This is a genomic window from Scytonema sp. PRP1, assembly GCF_036697665.2.
In the GTDB taxonomy this organism is placed as follows: Bacteria; Cyanobacteriota; Cyanobacteriia; order Cyanobacteriales; family Nostocaceae; genus Kalymmatonema; species Kalymmatonema gypsitolerans.
Map to the genome: position 1 here is coordinate 1 of NZ_JBAHYJ020000074.1, position 24809 is coordinate 24809.

At 41.3% G+C, this 24809-nt stretch carries 31 protein-coding genes; 13 read left to right on the forward strand and 18 right to left on the reverse strand.

What is annotated here, in order from left to right; translation table 11 throughout:
- Positions 1-213: 213 nt before the first annotated feature.
- On the forward strand, positions 214-435 hold the full coding sequence (locus V5G28_RS16705; RefSeq protein WP_336230951.1) for a hypothetical protein: 222 nt from the start codon (positions 214-216) through the stop codon (positions 433-435).
- On the opposite strand, the gene V5G28_RS16710 is transcribed toward V5G28_RS16705, so the two are convergent.
- Positions 432-641, reverse strand: coding sequence for a hypothetical protein (locus tag V5G28_RS16710; RefSeq protein WP_336230953.1), 210 nt, complete (start codon positions 639-641; stop codon positions 432-434). The two genes, V5G28_RS16705 and V5G28_RS16710, sit on opposite strands and share 4 nt — an antisense overlap.
- 329 nt (positions 642-970) lie before the next feature.
- On the opposite strand from V5G28_RS16710, the gene V5G28_RS16715 reads away from it, so the two are divergent.
- The gene (locus tag V5G28_RS16715) at positions 971-1405 is read left to right on the forward strand and encodes an Hsp20/alpha crystallin family protein (RefSeq protein WP_336230954.1); all 435 of its coding nucleotides are present in this window, start codon (positions 971-973) and stop codon (positions 1403-1405) included.
- A 170-nt stretch (positions 1406-1575) separates the two neighbouring features.
- Here the strand turns inward: V5G28_RS16715 and V5G28_RS16720 are convergent, their stop codons facing one another.
- Complete coding sequence (locus V5G28_RS16720) at positions 1576-2217, reverse strand: hypothetical protein (protein ID WP_442994270.1); 642 nt, start codon at positions 2215-2217, stop codon at positions 1576-1578.
- Positions 2218-2294: 77 nt separating this feature from the next.
- Positions 2295-2468, reverse strand: coding sequence for a hypothetical protein (locus tag V5G28_RS36745; protein ID WP_442994271.1), 174 nt, complete (start codon positions 2466-2468; stop codon positions 2295-2297).
- Positions 2469-2610: 142 nt separating this feature from the next.
- Between V5G28_RS36745 and V5G28_RS16725 the strand changes: the two genes are divergently transcribed.
- A complete protein-coding gene (locus tag V5G28_RS16725; RefSeq protein ID WP_336230955.1) occupies positions 2611-2862 on the forward strand; it encodes an HU family DNA-binding protein in 252 nt (83 codons plus the stop codon).
- A 69-nt stretch (positions 2863-2931) separates the two neighbouring features.
- Here the strand turns inward: V5G28_RS16725 and V5G28_RS16730 are convergent, their stop codons facing one another.
- The 6 genes from V5G28_RS16730 to V5G28_RS16755 form a co-directional block, all read right to left on the reverse strand.
- Entirely contained in the window at positions 2932-4482 is a 1551-nt protein-coding gene (locus V5G28_RS16730; protein WP_336230957.1) for an ATP-binding protein, read from the reverse strand.
- Positions 4482-4808, reverse strand: coding sequence for a hypothetical protein (locus tag V5G28_RS16735; RefSeq protein WP_336230959.1), 327 nt, complete (start codon positions 4806-4808; stop codon positions 4482-4484). The genes V5G28_RS16730 and V5G28_RS16735 overlap by 1 nt, the downstream gene beginning before the upstream one ends.
- 33 nt (positions 4809-4841) lie before the next feature.
- Positions 4842-5294, reverse strand: a complete 453-nt coding sequence (locus tag V5G28_RS16740) for a hypothetical protein (RefSeq protein ID WP_336230960.1) — start codon at positions 5292-5294, stop codon at positions 4842-4844.
- Complete coding sequence (locus V5G28_RS16745) at positions 5281-5601, reverse strand: hypothetical protein (RefSeq protein WP_336230961.1); 321 nt, start codon at positions 5599-5601, stop codon at positions 5281-5283. Before V5G28_RS16745 ends, V5G28_RS16740 begins: the two co-directional genes overlap by 14 nt.
- 110 nt (positions 5602-5711) lie before the next feature.
- Entirely contained in the window at positions 5712-6512 is an 801-nt protein-coding gene (locus V5G28_RS16750; protein WP_336230962.1) for a hypothetical protein, read from the reverse strand.
- A complete protein-coding gene (locus V5G28_RS16755) occupies positions 6499-6978 on the reverse strand; it encodes a hypothetical protein (RefSeq protein ID WP_336230964.1) in 480 nt (159 codons plus the stop codon). Before V5G28_RS16755 ends, V5G28_RS16750 begins: the two co-directional genes overlap by 14 nt.
- Positions 6979-7733: 755 nt before the next feature.
- On the opposite strand from V5G28_RS16755, the gene V5G28_RS16760 reads away from it, so the two are divergent.
- The 6 genes from V5G28_RS16760 (at position 7734) to V5G28_RS16785 (ending at position 14438) form a co-directional block, all read left to right on the forward strand.
- Positions 7734-7937: a hypothetical protein gene (locus tag V5G28_RS16760; protein ID WP_336230966.1), complete on the forward strand. Its 204-nt coding sequence runs from the start codon at positions 7734-7736 to the stop codon at positions 7935-7937.
- 166 nt (positions 7938-8103) lie between these two features.
- Positions 8104-8718: a hypothetical protein gene (locus V5G28_RS16765; protein WP_336230967.1), complete on the forward strand. Its 615-nt coding sequence runs from the start codon at positions 8104-8106 to the stop codon at positions 8716-8718.
- On the forward strand, positions 8715-9740 hold the full coding sequence (locus V5G28_RS16770) for a helix-turn-helix domain-containing protein (RefSeq protein WP_336230969.1): 1026 nt from the start codon (positions 8715-8717) through the stop codon (positions 9738-9740). The genes V5G28_RS16765 and V5G28_RS16770 overlap by 4 nt, the downstream gene beginning before the upstream one ends.
- Positions 9741-10498: 758 nt before the next feature.
- Positions 10499-12931 carry a hypothetical protein gene (locus V5G28_RS16775; RefSeq protein WP_336230971.1) on the forward strand — a complete coding sequence of 811 codons (2433 nt, stop codon included), beginning with the start codon at positions 10499-10501 and terminating at the stop codon, positions 12929-12931.
- 102 nt (positions 12932-13033) lie between these two features.
- Positions 13034-13537, forward strand: coding sequence for a hypothetical protein (locus V5G28_RS16780; RefSeq protein WP_041032066.1), 504 nt, complete (start codon positions 13034-13036; stop codon positions 13535-13537).
- A gap of 298 nt (positions 13538-13835) precedes the next feature.
- Positions 13836-14438, forward strand: coding sequence for a DUF4058 family protein (locus V5G28_RS16785; protein ID WP_336230973.1), 603 nt, complete (start codon positions 13836-13838; stop codon positions 14436-14438).
- 8 nt (positions 14439-14446) lie between these two features.
- Here V5G28_RS16785 and V5G28_RS16790 read toward each other — a convergent pair whose 3' ends face one another.
- Positions 14447-17425 (reverse strand): Tn3 family transposase, encoded by a 2979-nt coding sequence (locus tag V5G28_RS16790; RefSeq protein ID WP_336230974.1) that lies wholly within the window; start codon positions 17423-17425, stop codon positions 14447-14449.
- A gap of 8 nt (positions 17426-17433) precedes the next feature.
- Entirely contained in the window at positions 17434-17916 is a 483-nt protein-coding gene (locus tag V5G28_RS16795) for a double zinc ribbon domain-containing protein (RefSeq protein WP_336230976.1), read from the reverse strand.
- A gap of 87 nt (positions 17917-18003) precedes the next feature.
- On the opposite strand from V5G28_RS16795, the gene V5G28_RS16800 reads away from it, so the two are divergent.
- Both V5G28_RS16800 and V5G28_RS16805 read left to right on the forward strand, forming a co-directional pair.
- A complete protein-coding gene (locus V5G28_RS16800) occupies positions 18004-18897 on the forward strand; it encodes a tyrosine-type recombinase/integrase (RefSeq protein WP_336230977.1) in 894 nt (297 codons plus the stop codon).
- 222 nt (positions 18898-19119) lie between these two features.
- The gene (locus V5G28_RS16805) at positions 19120-19368 is read left to right on the forward strand and encodes a DUF4058 family protein (protein WP_336230978.1); all 249 of its coding nucleotides are present in this window, start codon (positions 19120-19122) and stop codon (positions 19366-19368) included.
- 135 nt (positions 19369-19503) lie between these two features.
- Here the strand turns inward: V5G28_RS16805 and V5G28_RS16810 are convergent, their stop codons facing one another.
- From V5G28_RS16810 to V5G28_RS16840, 7 genes are all read right to left on the reverse strand, one after another.
- Positions 19504-20022 (reverse strand): hypothetical protein, encoded by a 519-nt coding sequence (locus V5G28_RS16810; protein WP_336230980.1) that lies wholly within the window; start codon positions 20020-20022, stop codon positions 19504-19506.
- Positions 20019-20468 carry a DUF6932 family protein gene (locus tag V5G28_RS16815; RefSeq protein ID WP_336230982.1) on the reverse strand — a complete coding sequence of 150 codons (450 nt, stop codon included), beginning with the start codon at positions 20466-20468 and terminating at the stop codon, positions 20019-20021. Before V5G28_RS16815 ends, V5G28_RS16810 begins: the two co-directional genes overlap by 4 nt.
- A gap of 200 nt (positions 20469-20668) precedes the next feature.
- Entirely contained in the window at positions 20669-20950 is a 282-nt protein-coding gene (locus V5G28_RS16820; protein WP_336230983.1) for a hypothetical protein, read from the reverse strand.
- A gap of 20 nt (positions 20951-20970) precedes the next feature.
- Positions 20971-21264: a hypothetical protein gene (locus V5G28_RS16825; RefSeq protein WP_336230984.1), complete on the reverse strand. Its 294-nt coding sequence runs from the start codon at positions 21262-21264 to the stop codon at positions 20971-20973.
- Positions 21265-21513: 249 nt separating this feature from the next.
- Positions 21514-23142, reverse strand: a complete 1629-nt coding sequence (locus tag V5G28_RS16830) for a relaxase/mobilization nuclease domain-containing protein (RefSeq protein WP_336230985.1) — start codon at positions 23140-23142, stop codon at positions 21514-21516.
- Positions 23139-23282, reverse strand: coding sequence for a hypothetical protein (locus V5G28_RS16835; protein WP_336230987.1), 144 nt, complete (start codon positions 23280-23282; stop codon positions 23139-23141). The genes V5G28_RS16830 and V5G28_RS16835 overlap by 4 nt, the downstream gene beginning before the upstream one ends.
- Positions 23283-23287: 5 nt before the next feature.
- A complete protein-coding gene (locus V5G28_RS16840) occupies positions 23288-23641 on the reverse strand; it encodes a plasmid mobilization protein (protein ID WP_336230989.1) in 354 nt (117 codons plus the stop codon).
- Positions 23642-24194: 553 nt separating this feature from the next.
- Between V5G28_RS16840 and V5G28_RS16845 the strand changes: the two genes are divergently transcribed.
- Together V5G28_RS16845 and V5G28_RS16850 are read left to right on the forward strand one after the other, a co-directional pair.
- Complete coding sequence (locus V5G28_RS16845; RefSeq protein ID WP_336230991.1) at positions 24195-24479, forward strand: hypothetical protein; 285 nt, start codon at positions 24195-24197, stop codon at positions 24477-24479.
- A complete protein-coding gene (locus V5G28_RS16850) occupies positions 24472-24714 on the forward strand; it encodes a hypothetical protein (protein ID WP_336230993.1) in 243 nt (80 codons plus the stop codon). The genes V5G28_RS16845 and V5G28_RS16850 overlap by 8 nt, the downstream gene beginning before the upstream one ends.
- Positions 24715-24809: the final 95 nt, after the last annotated feature.

The window sequence follows — 24809 nt, forward strand, 5'->3', positions numbered from 1 at the left end:
ATTTTTCTTTAAAATCAATCCCACCACGCAAATAAGCGCTGCGATGACACTTCAATTTCGTCGCAACCGTTTCATTCCGTCTGGACAAAATTGCACTCTGGTCCACAAATTTACCCAACAAGAAGTCCACGATTAGTGCAGCAAGGCTTTTTGACCGTGCCAAAACGGTGACTGGGAGCGACGGCTGCTAAGATCGGAATTTTGCACTTCCGCTTGTTTCTCAAACTTTTTCGAGATTGTGCCATCGCCCAAAGGGCGGGCACTCGTCCCAAAGCTATATCTGTGGCTGAATTGTCACCACAGCGAGAGTTGCCCAGGCGACGTGTTCGACCGTTTAGTGCGTGCGTGCAGGGCAAGGTGGCACGGCGCGCACAGCGGTATCAAATTCTCCTGGTTATTATTCTCCGGCGTAAAGTCTGCATGATGGACGGTTAAGACCATGTGCGTCCATTCGCTTCGGTTCGTGGTTTTTGGTTTTTCTCCTGGACGCAGGCATACCTTACCGCAGTGCTGACATTTCCACCCAGCGGCGCTTTTGACGCTGTGGGCGATGGCGTTCCAGTCCTTGGGGTAGCGTTCGCGGTGAATTGGCATTGTGCCAATGGGTTGAGTGGTTTGACTTCAACAGTATATATCTGCACCGTTACATGCAGGTAATCGGTTGACAGCGATTGGTTTTACATTCGTGTTCTTTTTGGACTTGACTACCTTCCTTGTCAGCTTTATTTGTCAGCTTGATGTGGTGATTTCTCTATTCGCTTATATTCCCTAATTGTTGGGTTTACCGTACTAATAAATACATGATTATACCACCTTTGATTATGCCCTAATTATTGTGCGGTAATCATCAATTTATCAGGTGCTATTAACCGTATTTTCAGCCATGAAAATCATCACTACTATAAGAATCAAAGCTGCTTGATAAATCCTGAAGTCAATAAAGAAACAATTACGAATCTGAGAGCGAGTTATGGTATTAGTACGTTACAACCCCTGGCAAGAATTGAACGCACTGCAACGTCAAATCGATGCCCGTTTTGAAGATTTCCAAGCACCAACCTTTACCAAAGCTCCAGCCGCCGAACTGCACGAAACAGAAGACGCAGTACATCTAAAACTCGAACTTCCTGGAGTTGATGCTAAAGATGTAGATATCTCAGTCACCGAGAATGCAGTTAAGGTGGTTGCCGAGCGTAAATCAGAAACCAAAACTGACGAGAATGGCAGAACAAGAAGTGAATTCTACTACGGCAAGTTCCAACGAGTCATTCCTCTAAGATCTCGAATTCAAAATACCAATGTTAAAGCTGAATATAAAGACGGTATTTTGAATTTGACCCTGCCAAAAACCGAGCAAGAAAAAAATAAAGTCGTCAAAATTAACCTTGGGGAAGCTGCGGCATAAAGTTTATATCAGTAAACAGGTATTCAACTAAAAGTGTGACATGATGTAATATCTGGTTGAAATTTATCAACCAGGTATTTTATTTTAAATGCTGCTGGTTTAAGTGTGTGGCGTTACTCTACGTAAAGCTTTTAGAAATTGATAATGGGATGTAACTGACAAAGAAAATATCAAGATTGCCTACCAAACCTAGCAATCAATTCCTCCCGTGACAACTGCATGAGTAATGGGGTAAATTCTTCAGGTGATAATGCTAATACTGGTTCAATAATTGCGCTTAATTCTTTATCTAATGAACCAAAGCGAACTTGTAATAAGTTTTCCACTACAAGACGTTCACCTTGTTGAATCCCTTCTTGTTTGGCTTGTTCCCGGTCTTGTTGATACAGTGGTTCTAGCCGCATAATTAACTCCCTATCATCTTCTTCTAAATTTTGATTGACTCTCAAGTTCTGGCCCAAGTTGTAAACTAATTCTAGCGTCGCTTTCTGGAATGGATGATTTGATGGTAGTGCTTTTAACTCATTAATTGCCTGCTCTTGTACCCTTCCTCTACCCAGGATTCTCAGCCATAGTGTTTCTAGGGTTTGTGGTAACTGATGGATGGCTACAATGGCTGTCCGTAAATACTCTGCCATGAAATGTACTCCAGGCAACCAATCTTCACCTTGAACTGCACGAAATCCTGACAGCAGCGTCGCGGATGCTGTTGGGGTGAGAATCCATAATTTGGGAATTTCTAATTCTTGAATGGGGGTTTTATTTTTATTAGCTTCTCGTTGTAATGCACCCCTAACTTCTAATAATTTCAACAGACAATCACAAATTTCTTCTTTAGATGCCGCATTGCGGAATGGCTCAAAGATAGCAGGATTGGTCGCAAACTTTCCTAATAAACCGGTGGGTTGCTAAATTGGTAGTTTGTTGTGCAGAGTCGAGAAAATAAAACATCAATTTCTCGCACTTCTCCTGCTACACGACTGGGTGCTTGTACCTGTCCATAAGGTTTTAGTAATTCTTCAAGATAGTCCTTGGCGAATTGGTCATGAAGAAATCGAGTCATTCAATTTGATTTATTGGGAATTGATTTGAAATAATTAATAATATTTTATCTTTTTTTACAACCGTAATAATTATAATTTGTTCTTATGCTGTAATATCTAATCAGCGTTATTGGTGATTGTAAAGAGTGAATTAGTGTAAAGATGTCTATCGACAAGAAGGAACTGGTACGCCGTGTGTCCCAACGGTTGACCAAAGGAACTGGTACGGTGGAAGAAGTCATCGATGCAACGCTTGAAGAAATTTATGAATCGCTAAAACTTGGAGACAGTGTTTCCTTACGGAACTTTGGAACTTTTTACGTAAGAGTAGAACGAGAAAGTTGGGTTTTCAAATTCAATCCCTCCCAACGGTTACGTAAGTTGTTTGGCTGGTCGTCTACTTACAAGGGGTAATGGTAGCGACGTTTTTTGAGCATATCAATGGGAGATAATTATTGGTCTTTATCTGTACTAACTTCCTCCTTAATCTTCTAAATTGAAATTCAGTTTTTCTATTAATACTTGTAAACCTTCTGGTGTTAGTTGTTGTCCAGTTAATCTCCTCCAAGCTTCTGCTATTTCTTCACTGTTTGGGAAACTTCCAAACCTTTCTCGACACAGTAAGCACCATTCCCTAATTTTTTCTACTGGATTGAATGGTGGTTGTTGACTGGGTTGTCTTTCTTCTTGTGGTTCTTGCTCGATTACCTGGTCTGTTGGTTGGTCTTCTTGTTCAGAATTTTGGTTTTCTGTAGTTGCTTCAACTTCAATTGTTTGGTTAAATCCTTGAACCACTAGCTTTTTAATCTCTTGGGATAACCCAGTAATATAGGGGAGTCCTCCTTTTGGAATTACTAACGCGAACCTTTCCCCATTATTGAGGTGCCTATAGCATAATGTTTCTAGTTCATCCGCAAACTTTTTGTACGGAAAAGAATTATCTTTAATCCAACTTAACGCTGCGTCTCCCAGTACAATATGAGTCGCATTTTTATAGATTTGGCGATTGAAACCAGTATCTTGATTTAGGGGCGATTGACCAATTACTATAGTACAAAAATTGTAAGCAGCACCTTCTTTAATTAGTGCTGACTCTAGATTCAAAATTTGGTCTACTTCTGGTTTAGAGATTTTCCCAGGATATCCCTCACCATTACCGTAAATATTATCCTGCTCGTCAACAATGGTGAACGTGAATCCATACTTGTTACTAACACTTTTACCTAGCTTTTTGGCTTCACCTCTTATCTTCTCTAGTTCTTGGAAGCTGGCTTGTAACCCTGGTAGGACTTCTGAGTAATCTTTGTAATTTGGCTCAAAAGCCCAGTTGGATTCGGGATATTTGGGGTCAATTAGGTTGATTTTTACTTTTATTCCTGTCTGCCCCAGGAGGTGGGCTGCTAGCAGGATTATTGCACTTACAAGGGTACTCTTACCTGATTGCGAGCCACCGTGAATGATAAAATTATGATGCTTACGTTTATCAAGTGGTTTGAGTACGAGTTCGGAAACTAATTCTATTAACCATTGGATATCGCTTGTGAGTTTTGGAGGTTCTAATTTTTCAACTTGTGGTGTTCCTTCCAGGGTTAGATATTGGGGTGAGTCTTGTAGATTTGGATTTAGCAATCCGTGTAGTTGGAAGTGGTTTAAGTATCTAAGTTGTGCGTTACTGTCAAGACTTGAAACCACCGAAGCTAGTTTTAATTCAGCTTGTATTTGTTGGACTGCTAAACCAAAACCAAACTCGTTTTTAATCTTCTGTTTGGTTGCTTCCCTTCTTAAGTTTAGAAAACTTTGGTAACGATTTTCTAAATCTTCTCTTTGTTTTGCTATATACGCAGATGCCCCACCAAATAAGGTTCCTAATCCTAACTGCCACAGTTTTAACTCAACTGCTTGGTTGGGGACAACTACTGCTGTTAGAGGTAGGGTAATTGCAGTTAGACTTATCCCCAGTTGCATTAATCTTTTCTGCCATACCTCTCGTTGTAGTTCAGATATTTCTGAGTCGAATAATTTGATGCCCAGCATTAGCTATTACCCAAATAACATCCAACTGTTATTGCCATCAGGGTGAGGAGAAAGTGTGGTAAGTTCCAAAGAACAGCCCACAATAAAGCTTTCTTATCTCTCTCCAATCTTTCTTTCTCGATTCTTGCGTAATTGATCCCGGTGTCTGCTATTAGCCAAGCCGTCCAACCTGCAAGAATAAGGTAGATCCCAACACGGGTAATTGGAAAGACGGCTGCAATACAGCTTAGAAAACTTAAACCACAGTAAACTGTATATTTAATTGAGAGGTTATAAATCATCATTAATACGGGTAAGAGGGAAGAAGGAAGGAGGGAAGATTCCAAAAAACGTCTTCCTTATCCCTTATGTCGTTGGATTTAGAATTTGAGCAGTTTATCAGCTTGGTTGCAATAAGTTGCAAACCCTTGGTGTTGGTTTTGGACAATTCCCATATCTAGAAGTTTGGTTGATAGTGATTCTAAATTTCGCTGTGTGGTTCGTTCCCACTGGAGTTCTAATCCAGCAGATTGATTAGCGTGGCTTAAGACAGTTCCGTAAACATTAAGTGCTTGTCGCCCCACATTTAGTTTTTCTTTTGACCAGCGTTTAACCATTTCGTTTAGTCCTTTTAAATCTCCTCCTTTTTTAGCTGCTGCTAGTATTTTCTCTTCTGTAACTTCTGTTGGGTTGAGTTCCAATGCTTCTACAAAATCTTTTCTTAGACCTGCTGCACCCTTTACTACAGTAGGGTCATAGCCAGATTTCAACACAGAGTTTTGGTCTGTTACTCCCGAAGTGTTATTAACTCCCAGTGGGTTATCTCCGAACATCTGTTGTTACCTCTCTAAACCAATTTGTAACGTGTGAAACTACGATATAGCTACCAAAACTAACTAGAGCTAATAAGCAAGCGAAAAATACTATTACTACTGAATCAACTTGGTGTTTAAAATCTAATCCTTTGGTTTCGCTTTCAGATGATTTTTGACGATAATATTCTGCTTGCTGTAAGCATTGCTCTAGTAGTTTTTGACTTTCTGAATTTAATTCCCCTTCAAAGTTGAGTTCCCCTGATTTGAATAATTTGACCTTCACTTGGGGAAATTCTCTGAACTGGTTCTTCTCTTCTTGTTGCATGGGTTGAGAATATCAAGACGAAGAATATTAGTGGAAATGCGATAAGTCCATAAATCAAACCATTCACTATTTGCTGCTTGTCTAGATTGGATAACCAACCGATTAGTTTGTTACCTTGCTGCAAAGAACTCTTGGATATTGCGGACACTCTTTCTGGAATCGTCTCGAAAGTTGTCTGTAACTGACTCCAAAGTCTGTCTAAATGTAAATAAATTGGTTTCAAACTTCTCTTTAGCTTCCACAATCTCTTGGAGAGATTCACATACGTCACTTGCAATTTCCTGATAGGCACTTTCATACTTCTGCACCCTCTCTTCTGTTTTCCTTTTAATCCACTCCTTCACTCTTGGTAGCACCAAGGCGAAAAATTCCTCCTCGGCTATAGTGGTGGTTTCAAATGCTTTGACAATTTCAAAAACTTCTGATTCTGTGGCTGTAAATCCCAGTTGGGAGAATGCTTTTTGAACAATCTCTCCTTTTTGTGTAGTGGTAATTGTGGTAGTTTTGTGGGATTCATCAAGTAGTGCGAGGTAGTCTTCTTTTTCTACTGGTTGGTTAACTGGTGGTGTTGTTTCAGGAGTAGAATTGTTAGTAATAACAGTAATGCCATCTGAGTCAGCTTGTGATTCTTCTGACGCAGGCTGAATTTGATTTTGTTTGTCGGTCATAGTTTGTATTTGTGTTTCAGGGGTAGTCACAATAGTTTCTTCCGTATTTAGAGGAACTATTTCATTACTAGTACCTTGCATTTTGATGACTTCCTGCACAATTTCCAATTTGTGCTGAAGTATATCTTTACAGTCAGGACATACTTTCAAAATTGCTGCTCTAATTTGTTCTGCGGTAGGTTTATAGTCACCTTCTTGTTTGACAGATTTACGAATGTTTTCTATATAGTTACGTGAAATCATTCTTGTTTCCTCCTACGCCCGATTTAGATATTTTTCGTGAGAGTTTCTTTTGAACGTACAGACAAGCAGCAGCAAATACTGGTACTAATTCCTCCGCCTTATAGTCCCTGTTTTTATCAAAATATTTCCCTTCTTTCTGGGGAACTGATTGAAACCATCTGAGAATAGTTGTACGGTGTGCCTTATTTCTGCTAAGTTTCTGAAGTTCTCTGTAGACTACATCACCCTTAACTACTACTCTTTGGGCGGCTATCTGAAGTGCTTGCTGGTGGCAATAAATAAGCTGTTTTAAAGACAGTTTTGTGTATGATATTCTCCTTTTTAAATCAGCAATTAATTGAAGATTATCTCTGTTAATCTCCAGTCCTGATTCGCGTAAAGCACGCTTAAGTCTGTACCAAGCTCTATCACTAATTTCAGATTCATAGTGAACCTCAAAGTATTTTTTAGCATGGTTGTTTTTCATATTTATTGATAGTTACTGACAACCAACTGCACTGCCGTTACTACGCACACTATTGTTTTGCACTGCAACCCAACCAACGAAAAATTAATATTTGTGGCTTTGAAAGAAATTTGGCAACCGTGCAACGGTGCATAGAGATGACAGTTAGGGAAGCTGAAATTGGGGTATTAACTGCAAGATGCAAGCACTGCAAAAACTGCAACTGTTTTCACCATAAGGATTTTGGAATTTACTGCCACGCTTGGGGTAGCGATGCACCGTTGCCTTCTCACCCCCATAAACTGAGCATCAATAGCGCTTGCTTAAAGAATTTTCGTGGTTGCACCTCCTCTAATTGACGCCCTCGCCGGGAGCAACGCGCGTGCATCGTCCTCAGGCGTTGAAAATACTGTCCGCAGCGAGCTATGAAAAACGGCGTTGCGTACAAGAAAGTAGCAAATCTCTTTCCATAAGTAGGACAAACGTCAAGAGCCTTGATTTCCGACTTCTAACTGAAGGCTTGGTTTCTTTGCGGTTTTGGGGTTTGGGGTTCGCTATGAGCGAGGTTTTCGCTCATAGGCTTTTAGGCAATACGAATTTCTCCCAAAATAGGCTGTGCTTTACACAGGGTAAGGATTTTGGGTAGTTTTCGTGTGTTGATGATAGGATAGTTTCTATCATACACGCATACACGAATTCGTGTATGCACGAATATTAAGATTCTTTCAGTCGTGTGGGAATATGGAGGTAAAAGTGTGTTGGATGATGGACTAATAGTGGTTTCTAAGCGAGACGATCCGAATTATTCCCAAATAAGTGGACATATCCCCAGTGAAATGGCTAAAGACTTTAAAATTGCCTGTACTCGTAGGGGGGTAAGTCATAGTGATGGACTTGAGCAGGCGATCGCACTATGGCTTGCTCAAGCCGATAATCATTTTTCCCCTACTGAAAATCAAGGGGTTAAGAAAGATACATGATTAACAGAGTGATCTACAACTCATGTGGATAATTCGTATTAATAATCAAAACAAGGAGGTGGTCAGTAGTAATAAGCAACAAGCGCAGTTTTGTGCTTGGCTACCAATTTTTGCTATAGCTATTTTCATTTCTACTAACTAGAGGCGCAAAAAATGCACTAATGCTATGAATGAAGATATTGCCAAAATTATTGCTTCTATAGATTATGATGATACGGAGAAATTTATAAATTATATTTTGCCTGTACTTGGAAAAGCAGCACAATATTTTATCGAAAATAATGAGTCTATTGATTTGACTGAAGGTTTAGTTTTTCCCAATACATCTTTATCTACAGAAAATTATATTCAAGGTTTTTTTGAAAATGAATTTAATAAAGTGTTCTACAGCATGCTTGCTATAGCAAGTATAAAGTCTAAAAAATCTGAGCTATTCTCTCTTCAAGAAAAACAGCAAGCCCTTGATAAAATAATTAACAATAGTAAAACAATAAAAGCTTATTTAGAGAAACGACAAAGCCAGCTATTTCAATCACAAGTATTTGAGCCTGTTCCTACAGTACCAGCGATGCTTTATAGTGTGCAGTGTCAAATCAAAAAAGAAGAGACATGGCAACCAAATGAAGACGGTATAGCAGTTTCAAAGCACTCCGATAAACGTAACCCAAAAAATTATATTGAGCATTACATCACAACTCAGGCGATATTACTCTACTTCCTTGGGATGAAGCTCAACAAATTATTGATAAGTTTGGTTTTACAACTGCCAAATTACACTTGATTTTTGCTGCTCATGCTATGAATCAAGAAAGACCTTGGGAGAGTATATTTATTATAGATGGTAGTTATTTAATAAAGGAAATTGGTTGGGATAAACGAACTGATTTACCAAAACATCAAAAACTGTTAGAAATTGCCAAAACTGCATTTGCCTTGGATTGTTTATTAGTGAAAGCTGTATGGGTAGAAGGTATAAATAAAAAAGGTGGTATAAATGCCAGCACTCCTGTAGGGCGGATGTGGAATATTACAATTGTTCCATATGGTCAAATGAGTTCATCTGGAAAGATAGAAGAACCTGACGAAGTTAAACTAATTATTCAACCTGGTACTTGGACTCGATACTTTCTCAATAGAGCTGGAGCAGAATCGCGGGAAGCTTTATATCAGTTTGGCTATTTAGCTCAACAACTTTTGACAATCGACCCCTATCATGAAGAACTTGCATTAAGACTAGCTATCTATGCGACATTAGAAAGTCGAGACCGCCTAGATAGAGCTTACAAAGTAGAAGAATTATTAGAAATAGCATTGCCTAAAAAAGCGATTATCGAAGCTCAAAATAACCGTAATAAGGCTTTTAAACTGAAGGAACGTTGGGATACTGCTTTAAAGATATTGGTAGAAAAGCTAAAATTGCAGATTGATTATGACCCTGAAACATATCCAGAATGGCTAAGACCAGGCTGGGAGGAAGAAAAGCCTAGAGGCTACTTTAACAAATTTCTGAATGCTGAACTTACAATCAAACCTCCATACCCTATTTTCGATCTCGTAGCATCCGAAACTGAATCAAAAGTAAAACGATTACAGTTTAAAACCAAGGAAATATCGCTACAAAATATTAGTTTGACTGGTAATCAAGTTAGAGAAGCACGTACTGCCAAAGGATGGTCGCAGGCTAAACTAGCTGGTTCCTTGGGTGTCTCTCAAAAGCTTGTATCTTTGATTGAACTGGGCAAACGCACTATTACTCCACAACTTGCTGCCCATCTGCTAGAGCTTTTAGATATCGAAATTTAAGTATTAATGCTTATCAAGTACAAGCTGATAACCTCTCTTCACCCTCCTGTGCCCGTTCTCTTAATTTTAATTTTTGTTCTAGAACAATTTCTTGAAAAAATAGCCTTCAAGTCCTTAGCCTGTATGGGTTTGAGCTTTAGAACAAAAACTCTAGTATCGGGTAACGAAAACTCTAGTATCGAGCAACGAAAACTCTAGTATCGAGCAACGAAAAATTTGTAAAACCATTGATATATGGGAGTTTTTATTTTTTAGAACAACTTAAAGTGCTGAAATCAGCAGTTTCTGAACCGTTTTTACAGATATGGCATGATATGGCAATAGTACTTTTGCGACTGTCTGCCTCCGGGGGCAAATCACGCTTCTTGGCGTACTTGTCAAATGTTCTGCCTAAACGCGACGTTGGTTGCAGCGTCAGATGGTCACAAGGTGCATGACTGTATTTACCGAGGAATTCTGTGTATGGCTCTAAAAATTAAACTGCTGGATAAACTTAATCAAAAGTTATGTCAATTGCAAAAAAAAAGCTGGGTAGTCCGCTAGGTGCTTGGTTTCAGTGAACTAAGACTGTAAAAGCCCAGAATGAAAACCCCTGCGAAGCGATTACCAGTCGCCTCAGCACGCTAGAGGAGCTATCCAACCTACTAGTTTTCCTAGTTTTATTCAATTTGATTTCATTCTAGGTTATAAGTCTCTTTCTAGCCAAACCAACTAGCGGCTACCCGATGACCTTTTTTGGTGTATCGAGGTAGTCAGTTATGTTTTCACCAGAAAATTCAGACGATTTCGCTCCTTCAAAAAATCCGCACTTTCCTGCAAAAAAACTCAAACCCCACCAGCCAGCCTCACCAGTGGGCAAGCGCTACGTAAAATACTTCTGGCATCCTTGGAGTGCGATAATCGCCACAACACCAGTTGAAGGCGCAAAACCAAGCTGGCGCACCACCGGACATTATATGCAAGCCTCCACCCTTTGGAGATTGCACCAAAACTCCACAAAACAAGTTGGTGTCCGCTTCGGTTCCACCACCCGTTACGCCATAATTGACCTCGACAAGGGGGGCGACTACCACAGCAATGAATCCGTAAACCGTATCAAAGCCGCCCTAGAAGACATCGGCATAGTCGATATCATCCCCATCCAATCCAGCTTTAGTGGTGGCTACCACCTAATAATAACCTTTACCTCCCCACTGCCCACCTTCAACCTAGCCTGTGCCATCGAACAAACCCTAAAAGATGCAGGCTTCATCATCCGCAAAGGGCATTTAGAAATCTTCCCCAACGTCAAACCTTGGGGCGAAGATTGCATAATTAACTACAACGCCATCCGCTGTCCCATGCAACCTGGTAGCGGTGCGTTTTTGCTCGATTATGACCTACAACCAATTAGCGATGATGTAAGCATCTTCCTTGACCATTGCGATCGCGCCGCAGTTCGCCAAGATTTAACAAAACTTAAATATGCCTGCAAAAAAGCAAGATTGCGCCACAAGCGAGAACAGTATCGCAAAAAAGCCTCTGCCAACGTAGAAGAATGGCGAGCCAACTGGGAAGAAATTATCGCCACAGGTTGGACAGGTTTTGGACAAACCAACACCATTCTACAAATCCTTGTAGGCTACGGAATCGTCTTTAAGGACTTACAAGGCGAAAACCTAATTCAATACGCCTTAAAGACCGCTATAAGCGCCCCTGGTTACACACAATATTGCCGCCACCAACATGAAATCGAAGCCAGAGTAAGACAATGGGTTCAATGCACAATTCGCAACGAATGGTACACCCCTTATGCCAGTTATCCAGCCCGTCTACTGGGCACATTCGCCAACACCTTTGCTGAGGCGATCGCTCTATGTAGAAAAATTAAAAAACTCAAAGACAACGTAATCCCCTTTGACCGTCGCATTACTCAGAGTGAACAGCGCAGCCAACAAGCCCAAAGACGCATCAAGTGGGCAGTAAAAGCCATAGAGTGGGAAACCGGGTTAGCCCCAGGAGCGAAAGCACGTGCCAAACAGATATGTTCTGAGTGCAAACGTCAGTTTGGCAAATCTCTGAGCCTACAGACATTACACAAATATTTACATTTGTGGCATCCCAAAACCTACATAGAAGACCCCTGGGCTTCTAACGGTGAAAATAGCTCAAACACCTGCCAAATCGAAGGATACAGGTGTTTAGACAACTTTGAAACCTCTGAAAAAAATCAAAAAGCTCAAAACCCTTACCAAATCGAAGGATACACATTTCCCCCCTATATGAAGGTATTATGTTTACCTCCTGCTGCGACAGCCCCTCAAGGGCTGGAGTCAGCAGAGGTTCTTGAAGAAACATCGGTTTCTCAGGAGGACGAGTGTGTAACTCAGCCGGAGGAAAATCTTGAAATCATAAATTCTTCTAATAGTGCTGAAATTAATTTCAATCAACCCAGCAATCAATTAGAGAATTCAGTTTCTACAAATATTTTACAATCAAATGAATTCAATTCTCATCAGGATTTTATATACCCTTGTAGCTCCGGCGCGTCGCCAAAAAATGATAAGAAAAAATTATCAATTGCAGGGGATAACGGGCTGGGCGTAGTTTCGACACCTGCTGCGGGTGCGCCAGAACCACCACAGGAAATTGCCAATAACGGCTTGCAGGGTGCATCTGCCTGTGTTGAGACACCTGGTGGGGTTGTTGTACCAGAACCACCACAGGAAATTGCCAATAACGGCTTTCCGGGCGCATCGTCGGGTGAAGAGACACCTGCTGTGGGGAGAGCAGAATCATCGCGCTCACGTGCCAACAATGGCTTGCAAGGCGTATCTGAGGCTGATTTGACCCCTGCTACAGTGACACCAGAACCGCCACTCCAAAATACCAACAACGGCTTGCAGGACGCATCTGGAGGCGATGCAACTGCCGATACTGACCCAAGCATCGAACAACTCAAGCGCGTGACGAAACTGCGGCTAATGGCGGGATCTCGTGCGAGGGCAACGGTGCGACAATACTGCCTGATTGTGGGACGAATTATCGGTGGTCAGGAACGCTCACGCCTGGAGCAGACTGCCAAAATGCAATTTTACCTCGATTCAGGGGACAAAGTGCTGGTTGCAGAAGCCGAAGCGTGGGCAGCTGCGAATCCAGGTTGTCTGCCCTTTAGCTTAGAGACTGCGTATGATGAGCGTGCCGACTCCTGACAGCTGCGTTCTATAAACTTGCACTTGGATCAATGCAGGCTGCCGAGTTAAACTAAGCCTTTGAGTTGCCTGGACGACTTCTTTTAAGTAATGCCATATTGTATGCCAAGAAGAAAGAAAGGTTTGTCATTAGAAGAACATCAGTTGTTGGGATTTAAATTGAAGCTTCTTAGGGAAGAACTAGCTGATATTTATTTCCAACTTCAAGATGCCTATGGCAAGTCAAGTAATACTTGTAAACAATTAGATTCTGCAAGGGCGAAGGTTGATGCGGTACGCTGCGAACTAGATAATCTTGTTTGTGCTGAAAATCCATCTGTCGATGACCAGATTGTAATTAACTGCTACTACGGAACAGCTAGAGAAGAATTTGTCACTGCCAATAATCCTCAACTACAATTTTTGTTAAATCAAGCAATTACCTATGCCCGAATTAAGCATGATGGACACTTAACGATTCTGCGTTTTACGACTGGTTGGAAAGCAGCTTATGGTACGCCTGATTTGGATACAAATGTTGGTAGAAAGCAAGTCGAGCAACTAAAGAGTTTTCCCAGTCTAGAAGAAGTCCTTGAGCATTTAATAGAAACTAAAGCATCTTTCTAGTTATTTTTCATCTGTGATAAGAAATCTTGTTTTGATACGGTGAAAATCTCCCAAACTTTATCGTGAAAAATAGAAAAGGCTTTTGAGAGCATTTTCAACTGAAAAACTTATTGAATTGGTTCAAAAAGCTCATCTTTAATCATTGATTCGAGAGAACGATTATTGATGCTCCAAAACACCTGCACTTTTAGGGCGATAGTATATCACTCAAGGGACACATTAAAATTTGATAGAGAAGAAATTTCCAATAACAAGCCTCTAAAATAAAGGCGTAGGTTCACATACATTGGTCGCTGCGATGCCCTCTCCCTTCCCCGGCATGGACCCATACCTCGAAGCAGGGCTGTGGCCCGACGTGCATAACGCGCTTTCCAGCAAACTTCGTGCTTTCCTCGCCCCACAACTGCGTCCCAAATATGCCGCACGGCTGTTCGTATATGTCGTAGAGGATACTTCCCCTTCAAGTGAAATTGGTATTTTGTACCCAGATGTCGAGGTATTGCAGATAAGACAACGCCGCGACGTAACTCCTCCTACCCCCACATCAAATATTGCAACAACCCCCGCACCACTAACGCTTCCAGTCATTCAACCAGTCGTTGTCCGCATCCCCACCGTTGAGATTCGGGATACAGCCAACAACGTACTGGTAAGCTGTATCGAAATCCTCTCCCCCGTAAACAAACGCGAACCCAATTTGACCGATTACCGTAAAAAACGCTCCTCGTTATACAATGCCAATGTCCACTTGATTGAAATCGATTTACTACGCCGAGGGACGCGCCCCTTCAACCATCCCCGTCTCCCAGACGTTCCCTACTTGGTTACTCTCACCCGTGCGGGATGGCATCACCGTGCCAAAACGGGAAAATTGTACGCTAAGGCTAAAACGTATGATTAAGAAGGGTTTCAGCGATACTTATTTTCCTTCACTCGCAAAGGACGCAACTTGTCAAAACTGGTCGCCTGTTTCAAATTCCAGACATAATCACCCGTAAGATTAATATGCTCCCAACCCAACGGCGATAAATGTTGCAGATATTCTTTAGGAATATCCATCCCCTGTTGCTTCAAATAATCAACGGCTTTTTCTAAGTACACCGTATTCCACAAGACGATAGCAGCAATCACCAAATTCAACCCACTAGCCCGATAAAACTGGTCTTCATAAGAGCGATCGCGTACTTCCCCCAGCCGATTAAAAAACACCGCTCTTTTCAGGGTATGTTTCGCCTCACCTTTATTTAGGCCCGCAGTCGCCCGTCGCCGCAATTCTGGACTCTGCAACCATTCCAAAGTAAACAAAGTCCGCTCAATCCTTCCCAACTCCCGTAAAGCTAAAGCTAAACGATTCTGGCGAGGATAGGAAGCTAATTTCCTCAACATCAAAGAAGCTGTCACCGTACCCGTCCGAATTGAACTAGCAAGGCGTAGAATCTCATCCCAAGACTCTTGAATCAATTTCACATTAATCTTGTCGCCTAACAAGGGTGCCAAAACAGAATCAGCAGGAGTAGGTTCAAAAGTATACAATTTCTTATCAGGTAAATCTCGCATTCGAGGTGCAAATCTAAACCCTAATAAATGGCACATCGCAAACACATGCTCGGTATAACCGCTTGTATCCGTATAATGCTCCTGAATCTGTAAATCACTCTCGTGATACAACAAACCATCCAAAACGTGAGTTGCATCCCTAATCGTGGCGTTAATTACTTTAACGTGAAATGGGACATACTGGTCAGAGATATGCGTGTAAAAAATCACGCTTCTATCTTTACCATACTTGGCATTAATCTCTTCATTAAAACTGCGATGTCCGCCTGCTCTAAACCGTTGACCATCAGAAGAAGATGTTGTCCCATCACCCCAATAAGCAGCAAATGGCACTTGTGTGTGGAAATTTACCACCTCTGCTAAAGCCTTGGAATAAGTTTCATCCCGAATATACCAATCTGCCACCCATGCTAAACGCTCAAAGGACATTCCTTGAATTGCGTCAGCCATCCGCGTTAAACCTAAATTAATACCATCAGCAAGCAAGGCACTTAACAAAACAACTTTATCGGATACTTGTTCTCCTAAATGTAAATGCGTAAAATGTTTAGTGAATTGCGTCCAACAATCAACTTCTACTAACAAATCAGTCAACTTAATTCTTGGCAGTAAACTATGAAATTTTCTGCTAAATTCATCAACATTATTCGGCACAGCATTGGTAAGAGGAGTGATAATTAACTGCTCGTTTTCTAATCTGACATCAACCAGTTTCTTCTCTGCCATTAAAGAAGAAACCAGCGATAATTGTTCAGATAATTCGAGTGTTCGTTGTTCAATATAGGTAGTAAAATCCGTCGCTACTGCCACAGGTATCGTGAGAGAAGAACGCATTGACTGCCATGCGCTATCTGCTAACAGATAATCCTCAAAATCTTGGAACTGTTTCGACCCCGCTACCCAAATATCTCCAGAACGCAAACCACTGCGTAACTCAGTTAAAGCACACATCTCATAGTAGTGACGCTCAATAGTATCGCCTTTAAATACGTGTTTTGACCAACGAGGTTTAACGAAACTAGTGTTCGCAGATTCCGGCACATTTCTCCGACCTGATATATTTAATTCTTTAATTATCTCCAAAGCTTTTAACACTGGTAAACTAGCTCTGGTAGCTTTGAATTCAAACACCTCCAACAACTTGGGTGTATAACGTCGCAACTGTGAATAACGGTTATCAAGCAATTCAAGATAATCAAAATCTGCAGGTCTTGCTAGCTTCTCAGCTTCGGCAACACTACTGATAAATTTCTCCCAATCCAATACAGACTCAATTGCTTGATAGGCATCATTGGACTCATCTCTAGCTGCAATTAATGCCTTACCTACTTGAGCATACAATCGGACTTTCTCATTAATTGCTTTGCCATCACGTTGAAACTTATCGCCATGTTGATGCTCACTTTTATTAAATAACTTACCCATCATTTTATCGTGCATACCTATGGCATAATCGACCAATGAAGCACTCCATTCAATGAGAAAAGCAACTAAAATAGCATAGCGTCTCAATTCATCCAACCTAGATAAGTGAGCAGGTGTAGACTTCGCACCAGTTCTGGTAAATTGCAGCAGGCGATTTTGATGTACTGTTTTCAAGCATCCAGAGTCGAGATTGAGATGGCGAATAAACTCTAGTCTTTCCACCACCTTTAAAAAGTTTCTCGGATTAGCTAGACCCGGTGCTTGACGCAGCCAAATTAAATCAGTCAGCTTTTTATCAGGCTCTACAACTAATAACTTATCCAGTGCTGTCTTTTGTAATGTTGTTAAACTTTTAGTTAACTCAAGACATACTAATTTTTGAGCGCGATTTCTGACTTCCCAGGCTAAACGTTCTACCGTAGAAATAGCTGGAATAATAATTTGGCGCAAGCGCATCTCATCAATTAATACTCCCACAAGCGCCATCCCTTTATCTGATGATATGGCAAATGGTAATAACCATTTCGAGAGTTGCTTGTATGTAGATGTATTAAAAGTCCGAAATCCAAAATTATTTTGAATTTCTGCCAAATGTTCACGTCGAGTTGTATCCCTTTGGGAATATTCTGTTATTATTGCTGGGTCAAGTTTTAATTGAGATGCAATATAAAATAGTACAGATTCCGGTACTATTTCTCCTAGACTCCAAACACGGCCGGGAAAGCGTAGGTAACACAACTGTACGGCAAAACCCAGACGATTGTGTGGTCTACGACGCTCTTTTATAACTTTGAGTTCGTCATTACTAAAAGTATAGTAGCGAGCTATATCTCTTGTGGTAATAGAATCGGGAATTTCAGTAAATTGTAGTCGCTGTGCTGGAGATAAAAGTTCGCGCGTTGCCAATTAGATACCTATATATTTGATTTATCAGAAGTGGTTTGATTTTGCTTGTAGTTCGTACCGCAGTAAGGACAAAATTTAAATTTCAGCGACATAATTGGTTCATTGCAACTAACGCAACGATTCCGTAAAGCTGTACCGCAAGCAAAGCAATACTTCGACCGTAAGTCAGTCCACATTTGGTCAGGGGTAGTTCCTGGAGTCCAACATTTGGGGCAAAACTTGAGCGAAGTTATGGTTTCTGGAGAGACTTTCTTAGCTGCTGCATCCAAGTACTCTGGTGGTATCCCCAACGCCGAAGCCAAACCACCTTTAGCCTTTTGATTGAGCCTTGAAGTTTGTCCACCTTCAATTTTGCGGATGGTTTGGATATGTATTCCAGCTTTTAAACTCAACTCTTTTTGGGTTAAGGAAAGCTGACCCCGTAATCTCTGGACGTAATTAGCAAGCCCTTCTTCCCCCTTTGGAAGCGTCGAATGTTCTGTTACAACCATCAAAATATATCTGAAAATATATTTGTTAATGATAATTTAATATCAAAACTTTTATTCAAATGAATTGCAAAAAGCCCCTCTAAAGTGATGATGACTTTAGCCGCTTTAGCCACCGAGTTTTTAGAACGTCCGGGACTAGCCAAAAGTACTCTGCGTTCCTATGAATCTACGATTATCCCCTTACTCAAGCAGTATGGTCGATGGTCAATAGAAATCATCGACCGACAAGTGTTGGTGGAATATCTCAATCAACTGACTGACCTTTCTTACACTACCCACCACCGTCATCAAGCTGTCATCACAGCTTTATTCAACTTTGCTGTTGATATGGGCTATCTTAAATCAAATCCGGTTGTGGGACTTTCAAGGCGCAAACCCAACCAAGACAAAGGAGAACATGCTACGGATGAAGCTGTGCGCTACCTTACTCACCATCAATTAAATATTCTGTATCGTGTCATTCAAAAAGATGCTCGGATGTCTGCTTTGGTGCGTTTATTACATACCAGTGGCGCTAGAATTGCGGAGATGTTGGCTCTAAATTTAGATGACATTGACCTCAAAGCCAGGAAATTTCAGGTTATTGGCAAAGGCAACAAGCAACGTTGGTGCTTTTACAGCGAAGTTGCGCTCAAGAGTCTGAATTACTACATTAAATATTACAGACACCCCAATCATCCAGCACTGTTTACTGCTCAACAGCCAAAAACATTTGAAGTCTCTCGCCTTTCGTACCGAATGGCGCATAAGTCCTGGACAAGCCTAATTGGGGAAACTCCAGAACTCCAAGAGATTCGTATTCATGACCTACGACATACTTTTGCTACAGAGCGAGTGGGACTGATGGGAATTGAAGAACTCAGAGCCCTGATGGGACATGAGAACATTCAGACAACATTACGGTATCAAAAAATAACGTCACAACGTGCTGAAGAAGTAGCACAATTGGCGTTAAAAAACCTGCCAAATTTTTCTGAATAATTTCAGTGTATAACTTCCCAAATGTGGCAGTAAAAAATACTTTTTTCCAAAAATACTATCAAGGTGCAGGGAATACATACTACTCTGCACCAACAAACTGAGGGTAAACAGTCTTCCAGTTGCTTATTATACAAGTATTAGTCAAATCACTTGTTTCCAGGTCTGAAACGATTGTAGGACAAGGGTTTCAGCCTTAGCGTACAATTTTCCCGTTTTGGCACGGTGACGCCGGGATCTGGAGTTATCGACGTGTGGCCCGTAACGTTACAAGATACGCTTCCCACAATTCCCGTTCCTCTTCGCAACCCCGACCCCGATGCTGTTCTCGACCTGCAAGCTGCCCTTCAGGCAATTTATGATGAAGCTGGGTACGACTTGTCGATAGATTATACCCAGACTCCACCCCCACCAGCATTTAGTAAAGCTGATATCGAGTGGATGCAAACACGGTTGGGAAAATCTTCTGCGTAGCGCGTGTAGAGTTATACCAACTTGCTTCCAGCTGACTACAGATGGTTCATTGAGGAAGTAGGTTCATTTAATGATAGGTTTAAACGCTCTGCCCTATCTGTAGTTTTTATTTGGAGAATTAGTATTACCTTAATATTAAGATGCTGCTTTTAGCCCAGCATCCATATTTTCTGAAGAGCGCATCGCCTCTAAACGTTTGAGGTAAAATTCATCCATTTTGGCAAGAAATTTACCATCAATAATTTCAACACCCAAAGCATCAGAAACTGCTAAAAAATCCAGAAATGTTGCGTTTTGATAGTCTTTATCTTCAAATAATTTAATTTGTTCTTCGCTGCGTTCGCACAGTGCAGCCAGTTCTTTTTGCGTAATTTTGAATGCAATCCTGGCTTTTATTAATAAGTCGGATATTTTGTTCATACACTCGACTTGGAGTGTGATAGATTCGTTGGGGTTATGAGTAACGAGTGCTTCATATTCAGCGACCTGTTCTTGAAGGTCACTTCGTTGGGAAGTGACCCCATCATAATGAAGTTGCCAAACATCAGGCTGATTCTTTTTCTTATCTTCATCTTTTTCTAACATCGCGATTGCTCGCCCCATTCTCTCTACCCAAGAGAGGGTGACAGCATACTCTTGCTCATTTTTAATCATGGCTCCCACCTCGACAAATCTATAGCAATGATACCTTTTCTATTATCTCTCCTGTCGAGTTGAAAGAAATCTATAGATGTAGTACCTTCATCATCAATTGGCTGGTCAGACGGAAATAACTCGCCCTTATATTTGGCTTTTTGAGCAGCTCGTTTATTCGCAAAATTTAATAATGTTGGAGCATTGTTTCTTAAATAGTCCATATCAACAGTATCTGGCTCCCAACAAGCATCAAAATCGTTGGGTTTGGGTTTGCTTGTTACAAACGAACCATTAATATAAAAAGTCCTGCATCCAGCAGCTTTTAATTCAACCATTGCTGTTTCCATTCCTAAAATCATTTGTGCGCGTCTTATGGTATAACCAAATCTTTCTTTAAACTCCTCCCAATTACAAAAGTGTACCCCTGGTGGTAGATTACCGTTTTCATCAAAATCCGGAATCATTAGTTAATAAACAGCAGCCAATTAACGTTAATAAGCATACCATTAATACTAATAGATATTAGAGCAAAGCAGTCTTGTCAAAATAATCCAAGTAAAATACCAACACTAAGATTGTTAAAAGAGAAGTCTTTTTCTCAGCGGAGCATTTTCGTGCCTTATATCTACTTAATATTTAACGACAGCCGATACAACTAATCTTTCTAATCCCACCAAGCCCGCAGATAATTAGGTTTAATATCAAGTTCATCTGGACAACCAACAAATGCTTGGAAATCTGCAACTAACTCCGGCTCGCAAGTACCATTAAAAACAATTCCATCAATACTCACCCGATAATCTTCACGGAAGGGGCTAACTACATACCCCTCAAACGTAAATATAAATCCCTTAAAAAGCTGGATACGAGCAAATGTTAGAAATTCAATAATAGCGGGCGACTCATTATGCTTCTCAATAGGAGAAGCAAACCCCGAATCAACCAATTGTTGCAATTGGTCAATACTTAGGTTATAGAAAAATTTTTAGCACCACCAAATACCTCTGACCACTCTAAAGAAGTGCCAAAAATAATTGTATCTCTAGTTTGATAGTCCCTGCTGTAAACAAAATTTGTTCGGTCGAGGTCAGATAATTGATTTAGGATTTGACCTACTTGTAAAGGTTGACCATCGACTTTGATATCTGAGGGTTTAATTCCCTGATTGAGGAAATAAAGTACCAGCGCTTGGATTCGGTTGAGGCGAGAATTTCTCAAGCATTCTGATAAGTTGGGGCAATTATGAATTACCCCAGTCATTGTTTTACAATCGAGCAGCATTGGGGAAGATGGGATAGCTTGCGGTAGTCGAGGGGATAATTAGCTTGATAATTTAGATGCTTGTATGACACTGACTCCTATTTTAATTGGTGTGGGATGGAGAGCTTTTCGTTTATTGCGTGTAGCCTATATATGTCTGCCAATAAAACGTGCTTTCATCACCAGAGATGTAAATAATAATGAACAATTTTTGACTTTATATTATTGTTGTGAGCGCATTCATGTGCTTTAGTATTCTATATCGCTAGCTTTTTTACTTGATTTAGTCTGTTGCTTTAGTGCATCCAATATTTCTTGTATTTTTTGGAAGTTGTTTACATCTTCTTGGGTAAGTGCAATCCCTTGTGGGGTTTGGGAATCATCGAGAGGTATGGACGCAATTGTTTCTCCTGATTTGCGGCTTAAATATATAACGTTGTCCTCACCAAGCTGGAGTCCGTACTTCTTCGATTTTTTAACCAGGTCTTGTCGTTCCCACAACTGACGTACAGTTTGTGCGATCTGCTTCGCTGCGCCGGAGGCGATCGCCATAGCGTAAGAGTGTTGCTGAGAAAGGTTGTTGTCACTGTTGGCTTTTGTTGCAACTTCTAAAACTTCCAATCGTGCGAGCGCCCGGAGCGGCGGGCGCTCGCTCGCCATCGCTTCTTCTTCTGGCTCCAATTTTGGCGGTGTTTTGGGTGAACCTAATTCTCCCAATAACGTTATTGCTCGAGCCTCTGGTGGTACTAATTGTTCCGACTGTGATAAAATTGCGCGTGGTGTAATTGCTTCTGATTCTGAGATTGTTGTTTCTCCTGACACCACCGTCTGTTGAAGTTCCTCGGATGGAACATATAAAGAATTAATTTTGGTTTTTGGTTGTTGAGTTGGTAGCAGAATAATATTGCTTGTTGGTGTTGTTGCTACTGGCTGCGTTGGTGTCGCGGCTAATTCTAAATTTGTGGATTCTTCCTCGTAGTTGGAGTTAGTGTCATCAGTAGAATGCTTGCGGTTATCAATCCAAGTTTGTAGATGATTTATCCGGTAATTGTCAATTGTTCGCCCACGTTTGTAGCTTTCGATTAGCGACTCAATTGGGTGTCGATAATCTTCATGAACACCTACTTTTAAATGTTCCTTGATACCTATGTGCGTGTATAACTTACCTAAATCCCCACCCTTAAATGCTTGTCCCTCCAAGCAGTAGCTTATCCCCTTGAGTTTGCCAGTACGGGTAAACTTGCAATCGACTTGGATATTTTCTTTTAACAACCGGGCAACAAATACTGGCATCGCGGGTTTATCTGCCGCCGCTTGTTCTATCGCACTCTGCAATCTTTCAACTAAATTTAATTCGCCTTCTGCTTCTGCTTGTTGGATGTGTTTGGGATATGCTTTTTTCTTCTGGACTTCCCAACTGGATGGTTGAATAATCAAATCGTATTGTTTTTCAATTTGGCGCAGTAATTTCTCAGTACGGTAGTAATCTAAGTAGTCATCATTGCACTCACCGTTGTAGGATACCCGATTGATGACCATATGGGCGTGGGGTCTGGGTTGTCCGTCAAATTCAGCATCATTGTGCTGAACTAAAATAAACTGGTTGTTCGACAGTTTCAACCCGTCAAGCAAGTGTTGTCCTATCTGGCACAGTTCCCACTCGTCGAGCATTCTATCACCAACGGCGGGACTAAACGATAGGTGCAGTACTGGTTTTTGGACTCTGGGGTTTTTATTGGCGAAGGAGCGAAATTCCCAGGCAAGTTGGGCGGGCGTTCCTCCTGCCATATTAGTATTGATTAGTTGCGCGTCTGATTTACCCAGAACATAGGCAACACAACCGTAGAAGCCGTTCCCCTTAGTGATATTGCCAATCATTCGGAGTCTTCCCCCTCTCTAGCAACCACTAGGTCGGATTGTTCGGGTTGGTTAGCCACAGGTGCAGATTGTTCTGACTCAGAAGACTCAGAGGGATGTTCGGGCATTCCCAGTAATATCTGCTTTACGGACAGCAGCAATGGTTTTAAGGCTTCGATTTCCGGACGGGGTCTACATCATCGATGGGTTCTCCCATTTTCACAGCCCGGTTGATTGCATAGGCGATTTGGTTAATATTATTGCCAATTCGACCAAGTTGTGCATATGTCGCAGAGTTGATGGCGGGTACTGGGGGTGCGAGGTAAATACGCTCACGTTCTACACAGTAGCGGATAAATTTGGAGAGGTTCTTCCCCATACCAGCAGCAAGGGCTTTTGCTTCCCAATCTTCTTTTTCTGAGTCGGTAAGTCTGAGGCTGATAAGATTAGTGCGCTTTGGCTTGGGTTGGGAAGAGCGTCCTGCTTTAAAAACTTTTTTGGTTTCAGTTTTTTTATCCATATATATAAGGAAGTATATAAGAAAGTTTTTTAATCTACGGCAAGTCAATAAATTTATATGTGATTAATAGCGCGATCGCTATATATTGGTGACATAAATATACGATTTTCCTATCGAGTATTGGGGGTAATCCAAAAGGGGGACACCCCCTTTTGGCGAGCAGGCGGCGCTACAAACTAAAATTTCCCAGAAAAAATGTAATACGCCGCCATTGCTCGCTAGCCAAAATGCTCCGGCGGGATACGATGAGTCTAGCAAACACGCTCGCGTGTTGTACAGAGGGGGTTTCGGAGTATTTGTGGCGAGGTCTGGGGTATTGGAATCAATGGGACAGTTTTGGACATAATTGGGAGTGTTATGCCTACTTTTGATGGAAAAATATGGACAATTTTTTCTATGTAGAATAATTAGTAATTTTTTATGAAGAAAGAATTGTCCATAATGAGGCGAGTTTTGGACAGTTTTGGAAAGTTTTACCCTACTACAAGGTGATATTTGTCCCTGCGTGCTAAAAAAGTAAAATAAAAAACTTATTTATACTGAGACGAAGTTCATGACGAAAAGCACGGATGTTGTTGAAATTAGGATAAGAAGAAATAAAAACTCAAGTGCAGGTCGGCTGTTTCAGTTCTTAATGAATTGTTACAATCATTGGATCAACGAAGATGGGAAGACGGCGAGTCAGTTGGTGTTGCAGGCGGCTTGGCTTTTGTACTGGCCGTTTGTGTTGGAGCGTGAGGGAAATCAAGAAAAAGCCAAAGAAGCGGCGTTTTGGTGCATCCGCCACTTGGAGAGCCATATATTAAAGATGAAGATTTATTTTGGATTGAATGACTAATCCGGTAGAAATCCGGATTGGCTATGAGAGCAATGGCAACTGCTACACCATGCTCATTGTTGATGGAGTTGGTCACTGCTATGACTTCTCGAATGGAAACGCTTGTACAGAGCGTACGGTGCATCCCCGAACCTCCAAGCCGAACAACTTTTATGCCACGTTGAGCGGTGGAGTACGAGTGAGTAGAGCGATCGCCCCTTTTACGTGGGGACGGTGGGACAGACTCCACGCCTGAGAATTACCTCTCCACTCACTTTTTGGGAGGATTTATTTAATCCTCTAACACTCGACTTTCTACATCGCACCTCTAGCTTTACGCCCTGATACAAA

Bases quoted from the DNA above. Each gene is read 5' to 3' on its own strand.
- V5G28_RS16810 (WP_336230980.1), bottom strand. From the start codon at position 20,022: ATGATTAAAAATGAGCAAGAGTATGCTGTCACCCTCTCTTGGGTAGAG.
- V5G28_RS16765 (WP_336230967.1), top strand. From the start codon at position 8,104: ATGAATGAAGATATTGCCAAAATTATTGCTTCTATAGATTATGATGAT.
- V5G28_RS16755 (WP_336230964.1), bottom strand. From the start codon at position 6,978: ATGAAAAACAACCATGCTAAAAAATACTTTGAGGTTCACTATGAATCT.
- V5G28_RS16775 (WP_336230971.1), top strand. From the start codon at position 10,499: ATGTTTTCACCAGAAAATTCAGACGATTTCGCTCCTTCAAAAAATCCG.
- V5G28_RS16740 (WP_336230960.1), bottom strand. From the start codon at position 5,294: ATGTTCGGAGATAACCCACTGGGAGTTAATAACACTTCGGGAGTAACA.
- V5G28_RS16725 (WP_336230955.1), top strand. From the start codon at position 2,611: ATGTCTATCGACAAGAAGGAACTGGTACGCCGTGTGTCCCAACGGTTG.
- V5G28_RS16850 (WP_336230993.1), top strand. From the start codon at position 24,472: ATGACTAATCCGGTAGAAATCCGGATTGGCTATGAGAGCAATGGCAAC.
- V5G28_RS16815 (WP_336230982.1), bottom strand. From the start codon at position 20,468: ATGATTCCGGATTTTGATGAAAACGGTAATCTACCACCAGGGGTACAC.
- V5G28_RS16780 (WP_041032066.1), top strand. From the start codon at position 13,034: ATGCCAAGAAGAAAGAAAGGTTTGTCATTAGAAGAACATCAGTTGTTG.
- V5G28_RS16745 (WP_336230961.1), bottom strand. From the start codon at position 5,601: ATGCAACAAGAAGAGAAGAACCAGTTCAGAGAATTTCCCCAAGTGAAG.
- V5G28_RS16715 (WP_336230954.1), top strand. From the start codon at position 971: ATGGTATTAGTACGTTACAACCCCTGGCAAGAATTGAACGCACTGCAA.
- V5G28_RS16800 (WP_336230977.1), top strand. From the start codon at position 18,004: ATGATGACTTTAGCCGCTTTAGCCACCGAGTTTTTAGAACGTCCGGGA.
- V5G28_RS16845 (WP_336230991.1), top strand. From the start codon at position 24,195: ATGACGAAAAGCACGGATGTTGTTGAAATTAGGATAAGAAGAAATAAA.
- V5G28_RS16825 (WP_336230984.1), bottom strand. From the start codon at position 21,264: ATGACTGGGGTAATTCATAATTGCCCCAACTTATCAGAATGCTTGAGA.
- V5G28_RS16795 (WP_336230976.1), bottom strand. From the start codon at position 17,916: ATGGTTGTAACAGAACATTCGACGCTTCCAAAGGGGGAAGAAGGGCTT.
- V5G28_RS36745 (WP_442994271.1), bottom strand. From the start codon at position 2,468: ATGACTCGATTTCTTCATGACCAATTCGCCAAGGACTATCTTGAAGAA.
- V5G28_RS16750 (WP_336230962.1), bottom strand. From the start codon at position 6,512: ATGATTTCACGTAACTATATAGAAAACATTCGTAAATCTGTCAAACAA.
- V5G28_RS16830 (WP_336230985.1), bottom strand. From the start codon at position 23,142: ATGATTGGCAATATCACTAAGGGGAACGGCTTCTACGGTTGTGTTGCC.
- V5G28_RS16840 (WP_336230989.1), bottom strand. From the start codon at position 23,641: ATGGATAAAAAAACTGAAACCAAAAAAGTTTTTAAAGCAGGACGCTCT.
- V5G28_RS16730 (WP_336230957.1), bottom strand. From the start codon at position 4,482: ATGCTGGGCATCAAATTATTCGACTCAGAAATATCTGAACTACAACGA.
- V5G28_RS16785 (WP_336230973.1), top strand. From the start codon at position 13,836: ATGCCCTCTCCCTTCCCCGGCATGGACCCATACCTCGAAGCAGGGCTG.